Annotated in this window: 16 protein-coding genes and 2 pseudogenes; 10 read left to right on the top strand and 8 right to left on the bottom strand. The window is 39.5% G+C overall.

Annotated features, from left to right (window positions below):
- The 4 genes and pseudogenes from ACPUEY_RS12920 to ACPUEY_RS12905 form a co-directional block, all read left to right on the top strand.
- Nucleotides 1-110 (top strand): annotated as a pseudogene (locus ACPUEY_RS12920) (IS30 family transposase); the annotation flags it as partial.
- A 217-nt stretch (nucleotides 111-327) separates the two neighbouring features.
- Complete coding sequence (locus tag ACPUEY_RS12915) at nucleotides 328-579, top strand: hypothetical protein (protein WP_425122322.1); 252 nt, start codon at nucleotides 328-330, stop codon at nucleotides 577-579.
- 194 nt (nucleotides 580-773) lie between these two features.
- Complete coding sequence (locus ACPUEY_RS12910; protein ID WP_425122321.1) at nucleotides 774-1,406, top strand: SOS response-associated peptidase; 633 nt, start codon at nucleotides 774-776, stop codon at nucleotides 1,404-1,406.
- A 308-nt stretch (nucleotides 1,407-1,714) separates the two neighbouring features.
- Nucleotides 1,715-1,948 carry a DUF2171 domain-containing protein gene (locus ACPUEY_RS12905; protein ID WP_131274405.1) on the top strand — a complete coding sequence of 78 codons (234 nt, stop codon included), beginning with the start codon at nucleotides 1,715-1,717 and terminating at the stop codon, nucleotides 1,946-1,948.
- Nucleotides 1,949-2,408: 460 nt separating this feature from the next.
- Here ACPUEY_RS12905 and ACPUEY_RS12900 read toward each other — a convergent pair whose 3' ends face one another.
- The 4 genes from ACPUEY_RS12900 to ACPUEY_RS12885 form a co-directional block, all read right to left on the bottom strand.
- Entirely contained in the window at nucleotides 2,409-2,630 is a 222-nt protein-coding gene (locus tag ACPUEY_RS12900; RefSeq protein ID WP_092818148.1) for a hypothetical protein, read from the bottom strand.
- A 72-nt stretch (nucleotides 2,631-2,702) separates the two neighbouring features.
- Entirely contained in the window at nucleotides 2,703-2,843 is a 141-nt protein-coding gene (locus tag ACPUEY_RS12895) for a hypothetical protein (protein ID WP_165493318.1), read from the bottom strand.
- 563 nt (nucleotides 2,844-3,406) lie between these two features.
- On the bottom strand, nucleotides 3,407-5,533 hold the full coding sequence (katE, locus tag ACPUEY_RS12890; protein ID WP_425122319.1) for a catalase HPII: 2,127 nt from the start codon (nucleotides 5,531-5,533) through the stop codon (nucleotides 3,407-3,409).
- A gap of 85 nt (nucleotides 5,534-5,618) precedes the next feature.
- Complete coding sequence (locus tag ACPUEY_RS12885) at nucleotides 5,619-7,034, bottom strand: iron-containing redox enzyme family protein (RefSeq protein ID WP_425122318.1); 1,416 nt, start codon at nucleotides 7,032-7,034, stop codon at nucleotides 5,619-5,621.
- A 247-nt stretch (nucleotides 7,035-7,281) separates the two neighbouring features.
- Between ACPUEY_RS12885 and ACPUEY_RS12880 the strand changes: the two genes are divergently transcribed.
- From ACPUEY_RS12880 to ACPUEY_RS12870, 3 genes are all read left to right on the top strand, one after another.
- Nucleotides 7,282-7,752 carry a CinA family protein gene (locus ACPUEY_RS12880; protein ID WP_092818152.1) on the top strand — a complete coding sequence of 157 codons (471 nt, stop codon included), beginning with the start codon at nucleotides 7,282-7,284 and terminating at the stop codon, nucleotides 7,750-7,752.
- A gap of 205 nt (nucleotides 7,753-7,957) precedes the next feature.
- Nucleotides 7,958-8,365, top strand: coding sequence for a hypothetical protein (locus ACPUEY_RS12875; protein ID WP_425122317.1), 408 nt, complete (start codon nucleotides 7,958-7,960; stop codon nucleotides 8,363-8,365).
- 91 nt (nucleotides 8,366-8,456) lie between these two features.
- Nucleotides 8,457-8,768 carry a hypothetical protein gene (locus tag ACPUEY_RS12870; protein WP_425122315.1) on the top strand — a complete coding sequence of 104 codons (312 nt, stop codon included), beginning with the start codon at nucleotides 8,457-8,459 and terminating at the stop codon, nucleotides 8,766-8,768.
- Between the two features lie 675 nt (nucleotides 8,769-9,443).
- Here the strand turns inward: ACPUEY_RS12870 and ACPUEY_RS12865 are convergent.
- From ACPUEY_RS12865 to ACPUEY_RS12850, 4 genes are all read right to left on the bottom strand, one after another.
- Nucleotides 9,444-9,677 (bottom strand): hypothetical protein, encoded by a 234-nt coding sequence (locus tag ACPUEY_RS12865; protein WP_092818936.1) that lies wholly within the window; start codon nucleotides 9,675-9,677, stop codon nucleotides 9,444-9,446.
- 276 nt (nucleotides 9,678-9,953) lie between these two features.
- Complete coding sequence (locus ACPUEY_RS12860; protein ID WP_425122314.1) at nucleotides 9,954-11,042, bottom strand: YheT family hydrolase; 1,089 nt, start codon at nucleotides 11,040-11,042, stop codon at nucleotides 9,954-9,956.
- An 83-nt stretch (nucleotides 11,043-11,125) separates the two neighbouring features.
- Nucleotides 11,126-11,536 carry a nuclear transport factor 2 family protein gene (locus tag ACPUEY_RS12855; RefSeq protein WP_425122313.1) on the bottom strand — a complete coding sequence of 137 codons (411 nt, stop codon included), beginning with the start codon at nucleotides 11,534-11,536 and terminating at the stop codon, nucleotides 11,126-11,128.
- A gap of 174 nt (nucleotides 11,537-11,710) precedes the next feature.
- Entirely contained in the window at nucleotides 11,711-13,735 is a 2,025-nt protein-coding gene (locus ACPUEY_RS12850; RefSeq protein WP_425122312.1) for an FAD-dependent oxidoreductase, read from the bottom strand.
- Between the two features lie 135 nt (nucleotides 13,736-13,870).
- Between ACPUEY_RS12850 and ACPUEY_RS12845 the strand changes: the two genes are divergently transcribed.
- The 3 genes and pseudogenes from ACPUEY_RS12845 to ACPUEY_RS12835 form a co-directional block, all read left to right on the top strand.
- Nucleotides 13,871-14,416: a PadR family transcriptional regulator gene (locus tag ACPUEY_RS12845; protein ID WP_092818157.1), complete on the top strand. Its 546-nt coding sequence runs from the start codon at nucleotides 13,871-13,873 to the stop codon at nucleotides 14,414-14,416.
- A 14-nt stretch (nucleotides 14,417-14,430) separates the two neighbouring features.
- Nucleotides 14,431-15,351 (top strand): alpha/beta fold hydrolase, encoded by a 921-nt coding sequence (locus tag ACPUEY_RS12840; protein ID WP_092818158.1) that lies wholly within the window; start codon nucleotides 14,431-14,433, stop codon nucleotides 15,349-15,351.
- Nucleotides 15,352-15,377: 26 nt separating this feature from the next.
- Nucleotides 15,378-15,815, top strand: a pseudogene (locus ACPUEY_RS12835) (SIR2 family NAD-dependent protein deacylase); the annotation flags it as partial.
- Nucleotides 15,816-15,913: the final 98 nt, after the last annotated feature.

Genomic DNA, 15,913 nt, shown 5'->3' with positions numbered 1-15,913 from the left:
CAGAAATCACTCAACGTTTGAATCATCGCCCAAGAAAAAGACTCGGCTTTAAAAGTCCGAGTCAGGTATTATGGCAACAACATGGTGTTGCACTTCAAATGCTAATCTAAGGTTCTATAAAGCTCTTTCACCAGTGCTTTATTTAATTTAACCGCCTATTATCAGGCCCTTTTACCATTTGTCGGATAAGGTCATTACAAAAATAATATAACAGCATGATTATTATTAGCTTTAAAAAATATATGCGCCTGCTGTTCACAATTTTTAAAGGTTCCCATTAATCTACTCCTTTAAAATTCTAATTTACCCGTCAAAGGGGTGATACAGATGACACTCTATTGCATTAAAAAAAACCAGCATTTTCTCGCTTATCGAGATCAATTTGATGACTGCCATAATTGGCAAATGTCTGACTTGGATCTAGCCTTAGCAAGCCCCTGGTACTGGACGACCGATAAAAATGTAGCAAAAATTTTTATTACACAAACTGAAGCAGAAGTTTTTCTAAATACCTATTATGGAGAGTCTTTTATCCAGGCAGAAATAATCTTGTACAGATATGAATACGATGAACTTTAATTGTTCCCTATCTATGATCTGCCCGACAATTTTATTTAAATAGCTGTTTATTGATTAAAACAGCCAGATAGCTAGAACTGATCATCAACCACCTTACAGGTTTGTAATACGAATAGTGCTAAATTTGTAAGAATGAGGAAGCCAGCCCATGTTTTTTGCTGTAATGAGGACCAATAAAAAATAGGAACTGAGCTATGTGCGCAAATTTTGAAGCAATTAAAAAAAATAGGGCATTTCTTCTCGGTCTTTCCCAGCCACAGTTCCAATATCCTGACCATATTTATCCCTTATATGATGCCCCGATTTTAATCCATGGTGCAGATCGGCCAGAATGGGACCTTGCCAAGTTTGGCCTGATTCCTTCTTGGGCAAAAGAATTAAAATATGGCCGTCATACTTATAATGCCCGAACTGAAACCGTGTCTAATAAGCCCAGTTTTCGTCATGCCTGGCATAAAAATCAGTTTGCCCTTGTGCCTGTCGAAGCAATCTATGAACCCAAATATATAGATGGCAAACCGCACTGGTACGCCATTTTTCGTAAAGACGAACTGCCTTTTACCCTTGCCGCCATCTATGAAAATGCAGTAATTGAAAACAGGCAGGTTCGCTCCATGAGCCTGCTGACCATCAATGCTGACCATCATCCCTTTATGCGTCAATTTCACACACCCAAAGATAAAAAGCGCTCAGTCATTGTTATTCCCGAAAATGCGAGAATGGACTGGTTGAATTGCCAATATAATGAAGCGAGTCAATTTTTCTTTGAAATGCAGGATGAATATGTTGCTGTCCCTAAAAATCGTGCAGTCATGACTCGACTTTAATGTTCACTATTGATCGTAACTCATCATTACATTCATTTTAAATGATAAAAATCAGGGCTATTTAATTTGAAAATTTTTCTCAATCATTATTTTCTTCAACTTAAAATGATCCAGAACAGAGAACATTGAATACTGAGTTGCTCTATAAATTTTAAATAGACATAAATTTTTTTCTAAAGCTTGATATTTATGTACTAAGGTAAATTTGCTTAAAGATTTGTTCCCTTTTGCATATATAGGGCGCGGAAGATGAGAGAATGTCTTAAATTAGAAGGTGCAAGATTACCGCTATACAGGAGAGGTATGAAATGGCTACTATGAACGTAAATGACATTACCAAACATGCAGATGTAATTGCTTCAGATGGTCAAAAAGTAGGAACAGTAGATCACCTTCAAGGTACAGATCAAATCAAGTTAACAAGAAATGAAGAAGGTAGTCATCACCTTATTCCACTTTCATGGGTAAGTGAAATTAAAGAAAATCAAGTGATGCTTAATGTGGATGCCGAAGAAGTCAAAAGTCATTGGATTGCTGCTTAAACAGTTTAAACACCTTGATATAAGCCCTTTCTTCGCTCTGGAGGGCTTATTTAAACTTAATCGTTTAAATTTAACAATATTAAAACAGCTTGAGCTAACCATCTCTATTTAATTATACTAAAGCTTAAAATATTATTTTTCTGATTTTAATGTTTTTAATAGCCTTTTTTTATTCTATTAATTTCTTTATATTTTATATTTAAAATCAGTTTTTCATAAAATTAAACCTATTTTTATTTAAAATTATCTTTACATACCCAAACTTCACCATCTATACGTACTCGGTCCGGTCCAATCAAATCTAATCGATGACCATAATAATTGGTCAGATTGAGAAAATTTCCATTCTTGTCGTAATTCGCCCATACACCTCGTTGAATATCCGGGCTGTCGAGTTTATAAAATGTAATGAGTTTCTGTGGATATGTAGTTACTGTATTATTCATTTTACCTGACCTTGTTAATTAGCAAAATAAGGTACATCCTCTTCAATAAAGAATACCTCACCTGTAGAATTCAAAATCCATTGATTGGTGCCCATCATTTTTGTCAATTGTTCTTGGGATGAATCATATACATTCATCAAATGATTCTCCTCATCATATTCCCCCGTATAAATTACGGTGGGTGATGTATCGAAATCCTCATTCATTTTATGGGCTTTTACAGGTCTGATATTCATGATTAACTCCTTTTATGTTTAAAGGGGCTTCGCTCCCTTTAAACTTCAATGACCATAGCAATGACTCCTGTTTTATTTTTCATTTTGAGACTGCTTTTCAGTATCTTTCTGCTGATTATGCTTATGGTCTTGCTGTGGTAAATGATGGGGTTGTTTTATCGGTTGATTCCTTTGATTCATATCTGTTTGATTTTGAGATTTTGACTTAGACATAATACTATTCCTTCTTGTCATTATTTGATGCCAATCAATTAACAACAATTAACGGCCTAATTATTTATCACTCTATCAGCATATACCCAAGTTAACTGAATAAAAACAATGATGATGTATCAAAATATAATATTACAATAGTAATACATTAATAATATTAAACATCCTGACTAAACAAAAAAATTACTCAATTACTAAATAAATTATTAATACATTGTTTTTAATAGTAATCCACATACAATTCCAACACATACATAAAATTCAATATTTTATATAGATTTTAAATAATATTTATTTCACAAAATATAAAACAAAAACAATACATAAATAAACATGCAAACAAAACCTCTATATTCATCAGTTTATTGATAATAAATTCTATTATTTGATTAAAAAAATATAATGTGTAATTAAATTATTAAAAGCCCCTAATGACTCATCCTTAATTCCTTGGCTAGACCATAGAAAAACACTGGCAAGTCAATTTTTACAAAGGATGTGCACTAAAAAACCCATCGTGAAGATGGGTGTTTTATGAAAGATAAATGCGAAAATATCATGATTTAAGCTGGTACAGTGTCGGCAATAGCTTCACGCGACCACACCCGATGATGACGAATCAGGGTTTTAAACTGTTCCTGTACAGCGGTAAAATCCTCTGCATTTAAAGTCCCTTCGTCATGCGGCAATTTCAGCTCATGTAAAAGTTTTTGTTTGTCGCCCAACAATACAATCGGTTTCAGGTGCTTATAGGCCTCCAGCAGATAATGTTTTGTTACCCCATCTTTTAAAGCTTGCGGGTAATTATCACCATCTACAAGGACGACAGCATCATAGGCAATGGAAGGCTCAGCTTTTTGCATGCCATCTGATGCAACGGGAGACTGCTGTTGATTAAGCACAGGGCCCGGCGTTGGGGTCAATATATGCGCAACAGCTTTTTCAGCCTTAGCCCATTGCTGAATCGCGTCAATATTGGCTTGACTCACTCCATCATGAACCAATACGGCTATTTTTTTAGCTTGAATATCTTCAGGAATAAACGCCGTCATAGTAAGACGCGCCGATTTTTCTACTGAAGAATTTTTTGCCGGATTTTGTGGGGCAGTGACTTCTATACCCAGGTTTTTACCCACCTGTTGAGCCAGATCCAGATCTATATTGGCCAACACTTCCTGCACTTCGCGTTGGCGGATATGTGGACGTTGTACCTTACTCAATTCGAAGGTGTATGCATCCACCACATGTTTTTGTTCATGCGGCGCCAAGCTTTGATAATAGAGACGTGCTTGCGAGAAATGATCTGAAAATGATTCACTGCGCTGACGAATTTTTTTACCGTCTATGCGTTCCTGATAGCTCTCGAAACCGCCTTCCTGGGCAGCAGGCGGAGTTTCGGCTGGCCAGTTGTTATCAATCGAATTGGGTTGGTAGGATGCCTGACCGCGATGAATAAAGCTTTGATGCATGGCATCACGCTGGTTATTATGAAATGGACAAACCGGTTTATTAATGGGCAATTGATGAAAGTTTGGCCCACCTAAGCGGCTCAACTGGGTGTCGGTGTAAGAAAATAAACGTGCCTGTAGCAAAGGATCATTGGTGAAATCTATACCGGGTACAATATGGGCCGGGCAAAATGCCACCTGTTCAATTTCTGCAAAAAAATTATCGACATTACGGTTCAGTACAAACTTGCCAATTGGCGTGACCGGAACCAGTTCTTCCGGAATGATTTTTGTTGGATCAAGCAAATCGAAATCAAACTTCATTTCATCTTCTTCAGCGACAATTTGAATACCGAGTTCCCACTCCGGATAATTCCCCGACTCAATCGCTTTATATAAATCCCGACGGTGAAAATCCGGGTCTTTCCCTGACAGCTTTTGCGCTTCATCCCACAGCAGCTGGCTTAAACCCTGTTTTGGTGTCCAGTGGAATTTGACAAATATGGCTTTACCTTCAGCATTGATCATACGGAAAGTATGGACACCAAAACCTTGAATCGAGCGCAAATTACGGGGAATAGCACGGTCCGACATCGCCCACATCACGGTATGGGCAGACTCCGGTACCAAAGAGACAAAATCCCAAAAGGTATCATGGGCTGACCCTCCGGTTGGAATTTCCGTATGCGGTTCCGGTTTGACAGAATGTACAAAGTCTGGAAATTTAATCCCATCCTGCACAAAGAAAACCGGAACATTATTGCCGACCAAATCGTAATTGCCTTCCTGAGTGTAAAATTTAATCGCAAAACCGCGAATATCCCGCACGGTATCGGCAGAACCACGGGGTCCTTGTACTGTAGAAAAACGTACAAAAATGGGGGTCTGTATATTGGAATCGGTCAGGAAGCCCGCTTTGGTATATTGTTCATTGCCCGGATAAGCCTGAAAATAACCATGTGCCCCTACACCACGCGCATGCACAATTCGCTCAGGAATGCGCTCATGATCAAAATGGGTGATTTTTTCCCTTAAGATAAAATCTTCCAGTAAGGTCGAACCTCGTACACCTGCCTTTAAACTGTTTTGATTATCTGCAATCTTTACGCCCTGATTGGTGGTCAGTGCATGATCAGTAGCATCACTGCGTGAAGCATCTAACTGCTGTGTTTTTGCACTTTCATTCTTTTTGTCTAAAGCATCGGTACCTGCAACTTCACTTTGCTTAGCTTTATGATTCATATTTGCGCCTCTTTTCTATTCCATTAAACATGTGTTTGATAAAATGAATGCGTTGATCAGTAGACATTCGCCTGTATGATTGAAGTTAATGGGTAAACTTCTGATTGCTTAAAAAGGGAAACAGGTAATCGGTAAAACGTTGGGTACACCAGAGACCTGTTTCATGATGATGGGCATGAGGGGCTAAATAAGGCAGCAGTTTATTGATCTTCATGGCCAGATTGCCGGTTTCATAAATCTGGTGCTGAATATCTTCCAGTTCCCCATCGGATAAAAAACTGAACATAAAATCAGTTTGATCCTCATGTTCAAGTTGAATTCTGCGAGCATTTAAATCGGCATCTGGAGCAGATTCACCGGCAATCCAGTCATAAATGATCTGCTTTTCAGTAGCCGTAAATACGCCAAACATTTTTCCATCTTCCTGGCTAATCAGCTTCCAGAAGCGGCTTTCTTCTGGATTTCTACCCAGCCTGATCCATTTTTTATCAATGAGTACATCAACAAATTCTTCCACTGACTCGGGTGATGTCAGCCAAGAATTAATGGTTTTGTTATTAAAGGTGCATTTATCATTGTGAATGACATTACCGACCAAAGCTTTACGTTTTAAAATCTTAATCACCAAAGCGTCTAAATTTAGATTCTTGATAATTTGCCTTGAGGACAAGCCCTTATCGCTCAAAGCGAAACCGGCCTTCATTTTCTCTATAAAAGACCGTTTATCATTGAATTTACTGTAAATTTTTTCAAATGCTTTAATAGATAAATTTGCATGCCCATTATCAATATTGTCGATGGTAATATGCAGATTGAAATATTTTGAATCTATACCTAATTCTTGCAGTTCATAGTTGGTGATCAGCAGATGTAACGGAAGTTGCTCATAGGCCAGATTAAAGCCAATGATTTCCGGAATGAACTCGGGGGGCGCATAAGCCAGCGCGAGTTGAATTGCAGCTTGATGATAATATTCATCCTCCAGATCCAGTACAAAATGTTCCAGTCCTAAATTGATAATAAGATCATTAAATAAGCACACATGGTTGGATTTGGCTAAGCCCAAACCCAGCTCTTCCAGATAAATTTGTATTAGATCTCTGAAAACTGGATCATTCCAGTAATGGGTAATGCTAAACAACCAGGAACCGTCAACTTGCTTTACAGGTGCAACTTTAATCAGAAACTCGAATGCCTGCCCCACATTTTTAAAATATTCTCGCCCTGCCCCGCTATTTCTTCTTTCTAAATAGGCCTGGTATTCAGCACATTGAAGCTTATTATTCTTTAGAATCCAGTCATGGATTTTACTCACATCAGCGGGAAAATCGTTGGAATTATAATTTAGATTTTGAATTTCTTTTTTTAAAAAATATGAGGCTTTTCTTTCCTTTTCCTGAACAGGAACATCTCCATTAAGAAAAAAATTAACCATATCAAAATAATTCTGATGATTTTTATCTACTGATTCTAGCGGCTGTTTTTTTACTGCTACTGGCATTTTTATTCTCCAAGCGGTAATTAGCATATAACCTTAATCTACTTGCGATTCATGAAAAAACCCTATAATTGTTATTCATTCGTTTAATTTATGTTGATTCAATAGCAATCAAATCTGATTAATCAAACAGTTAAAATTATAATCATGCCTTAAAATGAGAAATGGTTCTCTTTTTAAAATATTTTATTGTTAATATTTTATTTATTATCTAAAATAAAAATATGACATTAAAATAAAGTGAAGAAATATGACTACTCAATGCTGTAAATTACTGGCTAAAAAAAAATTAAAAGTGACTTTCATTGAAAGTGCTTCAGCAGGTTATTTGGCTTACCGTTTTTCACTCACCCCATTTTCTGGCGAAATCTTAAATGGAGCTCTGGTTTGTTATGATTTAAAAGTCAAAGAAAAAGTACTTAAGATATCTCCCAAGCTCATAAAAAAATATACTGCAGAATCTATTGAAATTACTGAAGAATTAGTAAAAAAAGCAAAGAATATATTTACCTCGGATATATATGTGGGATGTACTGGATTACTCAAACCCGGCGGTTCTGAAACTCCAGAAAAACCTGTAGGAACTTTTTTTTATTCAATTTTATACAAAAATAAAATATATAATTACCGATGCTTATGTAAAGGAAAGAAAACAGAAAAATTAAACAAGCTTATTCAATCCATATGTAAAAGCCTCATTAAAATTATTAAAAAAATTTAAATTAATATAATTAAAATTTAAATTTGTAAATATTAGGCTTTCCAATAAACCATATATTTCATGGATATAATATATAAACGAATCATTATAATTACATTTCAAACATTATGTAACATCCCTTTTATTTTTTAATGAATTATTCATGCTAATAATAATTATATCTGGTTAAACAGATGTTATTAAAAAATATATATGAGGTGTAGAGATGACTAATCCAAATCAACCCCAACAACAAAATGATCAGCAACGCCAACAGCAACAGCAGAACGACCAACAGCAACAACAGAATGATCAGCAACGCCAACAGCCTAGTCAGCAGCAAGGCAACATGCCACAACAGCAACAGCATAATGATCAGCAACGTCAACAGCCTGGTCAGCAGCAGGGCAACATGCCACAACAGCAGCAACAAAATGATCAGCAACGTCAACAGCCTGGTCAGCAGCAACAACCTAACCAACAGCAACAGCAAAATGACCCTCAGCGCCAACAAACTGGTCAGCAGCAAGGTAACCTGCAACAACAGCAGCAAAATGATCAGCAACGTCAGCAAACAGGTCAACAGCAAAATTTTAGACAAAATCAGAATGACCAAAACAACCAACAGCAATAATGCGTTGATTGAACATTCACTTTCACATTTTAGACTGTGAAATTGTCTTTCATTGCTTGGCTATTGATTCAAAAATGAGGAGCTACACAGAATGACTGATCCCACCTTAGAAAATCAAAACCGTACGTCAAATAGTGAATCTGATCGGTATTGGCGTGAAAATTATACCAGTCGACCTTATTATCAAGATTTACAGCGTGATATTCCCGATATTGATTATGACAAGGATTTATCCTCTGCTTATGAATTTGGAAGAAATTCACGTTCTGAATACGGCGAAAATGCCCGTTTTGAAGACTCGGAAAATGATCTTCAAAGTAAATGGGAGCAGTTTAAAGCGAACTCTCGCTTAAAGTGGCAACAAGCGAAACATGCCGTAAAAGATGCATGGGACAGAATGTAAAGGAATGAAAAAATTTCCATTTAAATTCTACTCCTTAAAAAAGCACCCTCGGGTGCTTTTTTGTGCAATACTTTTCTGATTAATTAAACATTTGCCCAAATGCATAGATTACAAACATCAGCATCAGTGCAGATGATGAAGTTACAAGGAGTTCTATTGTTTTCATAACCCACTCTCACTTCCTTATCGTGGAACACTCTTTATACACTGAGATTTTTTGTCAGACAATAACAATTATTGACATAAATGTATCAAAAAATACTAAAAATATAAATATCACATTTTAAAATCTACACTTTCTCTCATCACAAATACAAAAATTCATTGCAAAATATGTCGCTTGTTTTTACAGCAGTTTATTTATTTAATATATTTTTATTTTTCAATTACTTAAAATTCAATAATTTAACTTTTTCAACTTTTTTACTTAGCTTCGAATATTCAGATCCCCCTATATAATTGAACTTTCCTGTTAATTTTTGCGACTCATTTTTAGGGGTTTTAGAATCGGATTTAATTTTTTTTACAACTTGTAGACTTTCGATCTTCTTCACTTACTGCTGCCTAGTGGTCCATCGAGCAAACATTTCCCGATTTGTTCAGCAGGCAAGCTCAAGTAAAATTTTCAGGCATTAAAAAACCGCCTTGAAGACGGTTTTTGTATTGTTCTCACCCTTACACCGCATTTACATGCGCATTAAGCCGGAACATTTCATTTACACCCGTATAGAAACTGCGGCCATCAAGATTCAACTCAATTTCAATACCGGATTCAAGCAAGACTTTTTTGCCTACTTCAACCCATTTAAAGCCATCACGGGTATTTTGCATTTTTTTCAAAGGAATCAGCGATACAACAATTTCACGGCCATTTACAGATTTTGCAACTAAATTTTCAGTTTTATTCAACATTTACACCAATTTTTTAATACAGATAGAAATGCCACCATTGGCATTTCAAAATAACAACCTTAACTTGGGATCACTCAAATGAGCGGAGATTACTCGTTTACTAATTTTGAACGAGAACATTTTCATGTCAGTTTTATTGTTGGAATTATTATAACAGAAATATTGATTAAAATACATCCATATATCAGCGTTATGAATTAAAATTGTATTTAAATATTTTAGTTTTTAAGTCCTCCCTCTCCTTCGAAACAAAGAACTAAGAAATTCAGGAAATTATTGATATACCCTTAAATAATCTGCAATCAAACGTGATGCCCAAGATTCCGGTTGTTTAAAACCTTCGTAAAAAATACAGTGGCTACCTTTTTTAGTGGTCACGACGACAATATTCGGCATCTTCTGAAGGGTTTCTTTATAAGGTTCCAGATTCCGGATATGACACACAGGATCATCTTCCGCATTTAAAATCATCAATGGAATTTTGACATTTTCGAATACATGAATCGGATTGGTGGCCTGATTATAATCTTCAAAACTGCTATAGCCTGCCAGTTCAAAATAATGAGATTGAAACTCCAATAAATTCCTGGAAGCCAGCACTTTAGGTAAGGAAGCGGTTTGTTGCCATGTTTCGCTATAAGGATGAATAAAGGATTCAAATAGTTTTTTCGTCATCACTTTACTATAGAAAGGATGCACATTTTGAAAACCCAGTTCAGTGTCATAACCGGGACACAATGCAAATGCTGCCTTGAATGGTGTTTGCTCGCCTTGTTCTCCTAAATAGCGGACCAATAATCCGGTGCCCGCAGATGAGCCAACCGCATACAGGGTGGAATCTGGAAATTTGCTTTCAATATACTGAATCTGTTCACGCAAATCATCGGTCGAACCGAACATGGAAATTTTGGGTACAGGCAGCGGTAAATTGGCATGGCCACGGCGCAAACATAAGGCTACACGCCATCCGGTATGTCGATGCAAGTCACGAACCAGCTCGGCCATACTTTCCGGTGTACCCGTCAAGGTAGGCATCAGCACAATGGTTGGCGTATCTGCCGCAACATGAAGTCCATACCAGGCAATGGCGGTGACCCCGCCATCAGGCATCTTGAGATGTTCGATCACATCATACTGGAGTTGCACCGCTTTTTTTTTGATTAAGTCAAAATAGATCAGATGCAGATGTGTATTGGACAACCACGGCGTTGGACGGTATTTCTGTTTGAGTTGGGGCAAAATTTCAAGCATCTGCCCTGCTTCACCTTGTGGATCATAGTACAGGGTAGGTAATTCAGCCCCTGTCACCTGATCGACAATTTCTTGCACCAACTGACTGATTTTATTGAGCACAAACTTCATATTCGGTTTACCTCAAAAATGATGTAACGCAAAATACTTAGTAGATGTCACTCCATTAACAGCATATATCTTTACTATACTCTTTATACTTTTGGTATAAAAGCAGCCATACGTTGCCCCATCTGTGCCGCCAATGCTTCCAGGCCACTCTTCGGACGCAGCATCACTTCAAAATCAATAATTTGACCTTGTTCATTCAACTGAATCATGTCAATGCCTTTGAGTTTTTTTTCACCCACATTCGCAGAAAACTCCAGTACCACATTCATGCCATCTTCGGTATAGAATTCGCGGTGGTAAGTAAAGTTTTCAAAGATCTGAATGACATTACTTAGAATAAAAAACACCACCTGTTTGCCCGGATAAGGTTGATAGGCGACTGGTGAATGGAACACCACATCTTCAGCCAGTAATTCATTTAAAATAGACATGTCACGTGTTTGCAGCATGGCGTGCCAACGTTTAATGGCCTGTTTTGTTGTTTGAATGGTCATTGAGGCTTCCTTTTTTGTTGTGTATTTAAAAAAACTCCTCCCTGAGCAAGTTTTAAAGCATTGTCTTAAAACGAAGCGCAAGAAAGGAAAATTGGGAAGGATTAATTTTTAGCATCCATTGATAAGAATCCCTCTAAGTCCCCCTTTTACAAAGGGGGACTTCATTGAAAGAAATTAAATCACTGCCGCCAAATCTGCACCCTGACGAATGGCACGCTTGGCATCCAGTTCGCCGGCTTCTTTGGCTCCCCCAATCAAATGCACATTTTTACCCTCGGCTTTCAGTTGCTCGAACATTGCGGTGAAAGGTTCCTGACCGGCACAGATCACGACATTATCAACTTCTAAAACAGTCGGCTGACCATTCACCACAATATGCAAGCCCTGATCATCCACCTTTTCATAGCTGACACCTGCCAGCATTTTTACTTCCCGGTGTTTCAATCCGGTACGGTGAATCCAGCCTGTCGTTTTACCCAGACCTGCTCCCACAGAACTTGCCTTACGCTGCAATAAGTAAATTTCACGATTGGACTGTTCTACTTGTGCATTTTTCAATCCCCCGACATTTTCATAACGGGTGTCAATGCCCCATTCATTATAGAATTTTTCAGGATTCAGGCTGGCGCTATCTCCTTCATGGGTTAAATATTCCGCGGTATCAAAGCCGATACCGCCCGCCCCGATAATCGCGACACGTTGCCCTACTGGCTTGCGTTCTTTTAATACTTCGAGATAAGTGAGTACTTTCAGATGGTCAATACCTTCAATTTCTAACTGACGCGGAGTGACACCGGTCGCTACAACAATCTCGTCAAAGTCGGACTGGCTTAATGCTTCATAGGTCGCTGGATGATTTAAAAGCAGCTTAATATTGGGCTGTAATTCAATTTTACGTTTGAAGTAACGCAAGGTTTCATAAAACTCTTCTTTACCCGGAATGGTTTTGGCAATATTGAACTGCCCCCCAATTTGATTGGCGGCTTCAAAAAGAGTGACCTGATGTCCACGTTCAGCCGCATAGGTGGCAAAGCTTAAGCCTGCCGGTCCTGCACCAATCACGGCGATCTTTTTCGTTTGCGACGTTTCTTTAAAAATCAGCTCCGTTTCATAGCAGGCACGCGGATTGACCAGACAGGATGCAATTTTCATCGAGAAAATATGGTCCAGACAGGCCTGGTTACAGCCAATACAGGTATTGATTTCATCACTGCGGCCCTGTTCTGCTTTTTGCACAAAGAAGGCATCGGCAAGCATGGGACGCGCCATGGAAATCATGTCTGCATGACCCGAAGCCAACACATGTTCCGCCATTTCCGGGGTATTGATACGGTTTGAAGTAATGAGAGGAACCTTGACCAAACCCTTGAGTTTTTCTGTAACCCAGGTAAATGCTGCTCGCGGGACCTTGGTGGCAATGGTCGGAATGCGCGCTTCATGCCAGCCAATCCCGGTATTGATAATGGTGGCACCGGCTTTTTCAATTTCCTTGGCCAGTTGCACCACTTCTTCAAAAGTAGATCCACCATCAACCAGGTCCAGCATCGATAATCGGTAGATGATGATAAAGTTTTCACCTACCGCTTCACGGGTACGGCGTACGATTTCAATCGGGAAACGGATACGGTTTTCATAGCTGCCGCCCCATTCATCATCACGATGGTTGGTCCGTGCCGCAATAAACTCATTAATCAGATAGCCTTCCGAACCCATGATTTCTACGCCATCATATCCGGCATACTGTGCCAGTTTTGCACATTGGGCAAAGTCTGCAATGGTTTGTTGTACATCTGCGCTGGTTAATGCATGCGGTTTAGTCGGGTTGATCGGTGCCTGAATGGCAGATGGTGCCACCAGGTCGGCCTGATAGGAATAACGCCCGGTATGCAAAATCTGCATGGCAATTTTACCCCCGGCATCATGCACCGCCTGGGTAATCACCTTATGTTTTTCCGCTTCTTGTATAGAATCTAATTTCGCTCCGCCTGCGAAAGTCAGGCCTGCATCATTCGGTGCAATTCCGCCCGTCACAATCAGCCCGACACCCCCTTGTGCACGTTCTGCATAAAATGCCGCCATACGCTCATAACCACGTGGAGCCTCTTCCAGACCGACATGCATGGATCCCATCAGAACGCGGTTTTTAAGTGTGGTAAAGCCTAAATCTAAAGGCGCTAATAAATGCGGGTAATTAGACATACAATCTCCTTGGCGTGCTTTCTCAGCTGGCAAATATCTTTTAATGCAACTTGTTGCATAACTTATATTCCAGATTTGTTTTTTTTGCAACATGTTGCATAATGAAGCTGTAAAGATTTATTGACTGAGCCGTTTATGTCCTTAGCCCATGTTTTATTGACCAGCCTGATTGAAAAACCCAGTACCGGTATTGATTTGGCTCGTCGCTTTGACCGCTCCATGGGATTTTTCTGGAATGCGACCCATCAGCAGATTTACCGTGAACTCAGCGCCATGCAACAAAAGAACTGGATTTCTACGCTTGAAGATCACAGCTCCAATACCCGCAAAAAGACCTATCAGGTTGAAGCATTGGGGCGCGCCGAACTGGCCGACTGGATGCTCAAACAAAGTCCACCTGCACAATTGCGTGACGATTTAATGGTGCGTTTGCGTGCCGAAGCTCAACTCGGTGGCAATACGGTGTTGCCTGAACTGGAAAGGCACCTGATCTTGCATCAACAAAATTTGAAAATTTACCAAACGATCTTTGCCAAAGATTTTGCCCATGCACAGGATCAGGACCGGACCCTGTTTATTCATAAAATGATTCTGCAACTGGGCATTGACCTGGAAATGGGCTGGATCAAGTGGTTAGAGACCATGATTCCACAGTTAAAAGCATTTGAACATAAGAACTAAAAAAGGACACACACATGCCACATTACCTGATGCCTGATAATGAACAACTTTTTGTTCGCGAGTTTGGACAAGGACAACCGGTCTTGGTCCTGTCAGGTCTGGGGATGCAAAGCTGGCAATGGCTTCCGTTTCTTTACCGGCATGCTAAAACGCATCGCTTTATTATTCCGGACTGGCGCGGTTTTGGGGCTTCACAAGGGTGTGCCATTCCCGAACTGGATGCGATTTCCAGTCACTGGCGTGATATTGACAGCCTGATTGAACAGCTTCGGTTAAACGATATTGTAGTGATCGCCTATTCCATGGGTGCAACCACGGCCATGCATGGCATGCAATATGGCAACTTTTCCGAACAGATCGCAGCCTATTTACATATTGACCAGACCCCTAAAATTTCGGTAGATGATAGCTGGGATTATGGTTTATTTGGTCCACAGCATCAGCTGTTTATATCTATTCTGACCGAGCTGTCGCAGTTGCTGGCTCAGCATCAACACATTCAATATATAAAAGACCTGAATAGCCAAGCCCGCGGACAGCTTGCCAAGCTCTGGTTAGAGTTTATTGGCCTGCAAAATAGCAATAGATACAGTTTAAAAGCCTTTGAATGGGTACTCAACCAGTCGCGATTGCAAAGCTTATTACTGCCCTCTCACCGGGTCGACTATATGGCCTGGTATATCAACAACTATCTTTACCATCAGGAAGATTACCGCGAAGCCCTGCAAAAGCTGCAATGTCCGGTAACTTTTCTCAGTGGCACGCAATCCAGGCTTTATCCGGTGAAAGGTCAAACCTTGATTGCAGAAAGTATTACCCATGCCAAACAAGTCCGTTTTGAGAAATCTGGACATACCCCCTTGCTTAGCGAACCGCTAAAGTTTGCGCGAGAAATTAGCGCATTCTTGAAAGCCAATGCAGCTCATCAACCTTAAACTGCTGAATCAAGTCAGGAGCCAAAATGAAAAAACTGGTGGTCTTTTCCGGTGCTGGCATGAGTGCCGAAAGTGGCATCAACACTTTTCGGGACAGTGATGGCTTATGGGAGCAGTACCGAATCGAAGACGTCGCCACACCTGAAGCCTGGAAACGTGATCCGGAACTGGTCCAGCGTTTCTATAACCAACGGCGCAAACATATTCTCTCTGCCAAGCCCAATGCCGCCCATCTGCTGATTGCCGAACTTGAAGAGTTCTTTGATGTGCATGTCATTACCCAAAACATTGACGACCTGCATGAACGCGCTGGAAGCAGCCAGGTCATTCATCTGCATGGCAATATTCGGCTGGCGAAAAGCTCCGGTCCAAACGCTCAGTACAGCACTGAATTCTATCCGGTCGAAGGCTCTGAGCTGGATCTGAATAAACACTTCTGCAAGGATGGCTACACTGCTGTCCCACAATTTTTACAAGAGGAAGCTCACATGAGCTTCCTCTTGTTTAATGGGGATTTTATCGGGTGAGAATAAAGCTTTTAAAGTTTTTCTTTCAAATAAAT

It is taken from the genome of Acinetobacter sp. G11, from assembly GCF_049808495.1.
In the GTDB taxonomy this organism is placed as follows: domain Bacteria; phylum Pseudomonadota; class Gammaproteobacteria; order Pseudomonadales; family Moraxellaceae; genus Acinetobacter; species Acinetobacter kookii.
The sequence above is the reverse complement of the archived record's forward strand: the minus strand, read 5'-3'. Positions and strand labels throughout refer to the sequence as shown.

What these genes read in the sequence shown, in the direction of transcription:
- ACPUEY_RS12915 (WP_425122322.1), top strand. Translation starts at nt 328, where the DNA reads ATGACACTCTATTGCATTAAAAAAAACCAGCATTTTCTCGCTTATCGA.
- ACPUEY_RS12910 (WP_425122321.1), top strand. Translation starts at nt 774, where the DNA reads ATGTGCGCAAATTTTGAAGCAATTAAAAAAAATAGGGCATTTCTTCTC.
- ACPUEY_RS12905 (WP_131274405.1), top strand. Translation starts at nt 1,715, where the DNA reads ATGGCTACTATGAACGTAAATGACATTACCAAACATGCAGATGTAATT.
- ACPUEY_RS12900 (WP_092818148.1), bottom strand. Translation starts at nt 2,630, where the DNA reads ATGAATATCAGACCTGTAAAAGCCCATAAAATGAATGAGGATTTCGAT.
- ACPUEY_RS12895 (WP_165493318.1), bottom strand. Translation starts at nt 2,843, where the DNA reads ATGTCTAAGTCAAAATCTCAAAATCAAACAGATATGAATCAAAGGAAT.
- katE (WP_425122319.1), bottom strand. Translation starts at nt 5,533, where the DNA reads ATGAATCATAAAGCTAAGCAAAGTGAAGTTGCAGGTACCGATGCTTTA.
- ACPUEY_RS12885 (WP_425122318.1), bottom strand. Translation starts at nt 7,034, where the DNA reads ATGCCAGTAGCAGTAAAAAAACAGCCGCTAGAATCAGTAGATAAAAAT.
- ACPUEY_RS12880 (WP_092818152.1), top strand. Translation starts at nt 7,282, where the DNA reads ATGACTACTCAATGCTGTAAATTACTGGCTAAAAAAAAATTAAAAGTG.
- ACPUEY_RS12875 (WP_425122317.1), top strand. Translation starts at nt 7,958, where the DNA reads ATGACTAATCCAAATCAACCCCAACAACAAAATGATCAGCAACGCCAA.
- ACPUEY_RS12870 (WP_425122315.1), top strand. Translation starts at nt 8,457, where the DNA reads ATGACTGATCCCACCTTAGAAAATCAAAACCGTACGTCAAATAGTGAA.
- ACPUEY_RS12860 (WP_425122314.1), bottom strand. Translation starts at nt 11,042, where the DNA reads ATGAAGTTTGTGCTCAATAAAATCAGTCAGTTGGTGCAAGAAATTGTC.
- ACPUEY_RS12855 (WP_425122313.1), bottom strand. Translation starts at nt 11,536, where the DNA reads ATGACCATTCAAACAACAAAACAGGCCATTAAACGTTGGCACGCCATG.
- ACPUEY_RS12850 (WP_425122312.1), bottom strand. Translation starts at nt 13,735, where the DNA reads ATGTCTAATTACCCGCATTTATTAGCGCCTTTAGATTTAGGCTTTACC.
- ACPUEY_RS12845 (WP_092818157.1), top strand. Translation starts at nt 13,871, where the DNA reads ATGTCCTTAGCCCATGTTTTATTGACCAGCCTGATTGAAAAACCCAGT.
- ACPUEY_RS12840 (WP_092818158.1), top strand. Translation starts at nt 14,431, where the DNA reads ATGCCACATTACCTGATGCCTGATAATGAACAACTTTTTGTTCGCGAG.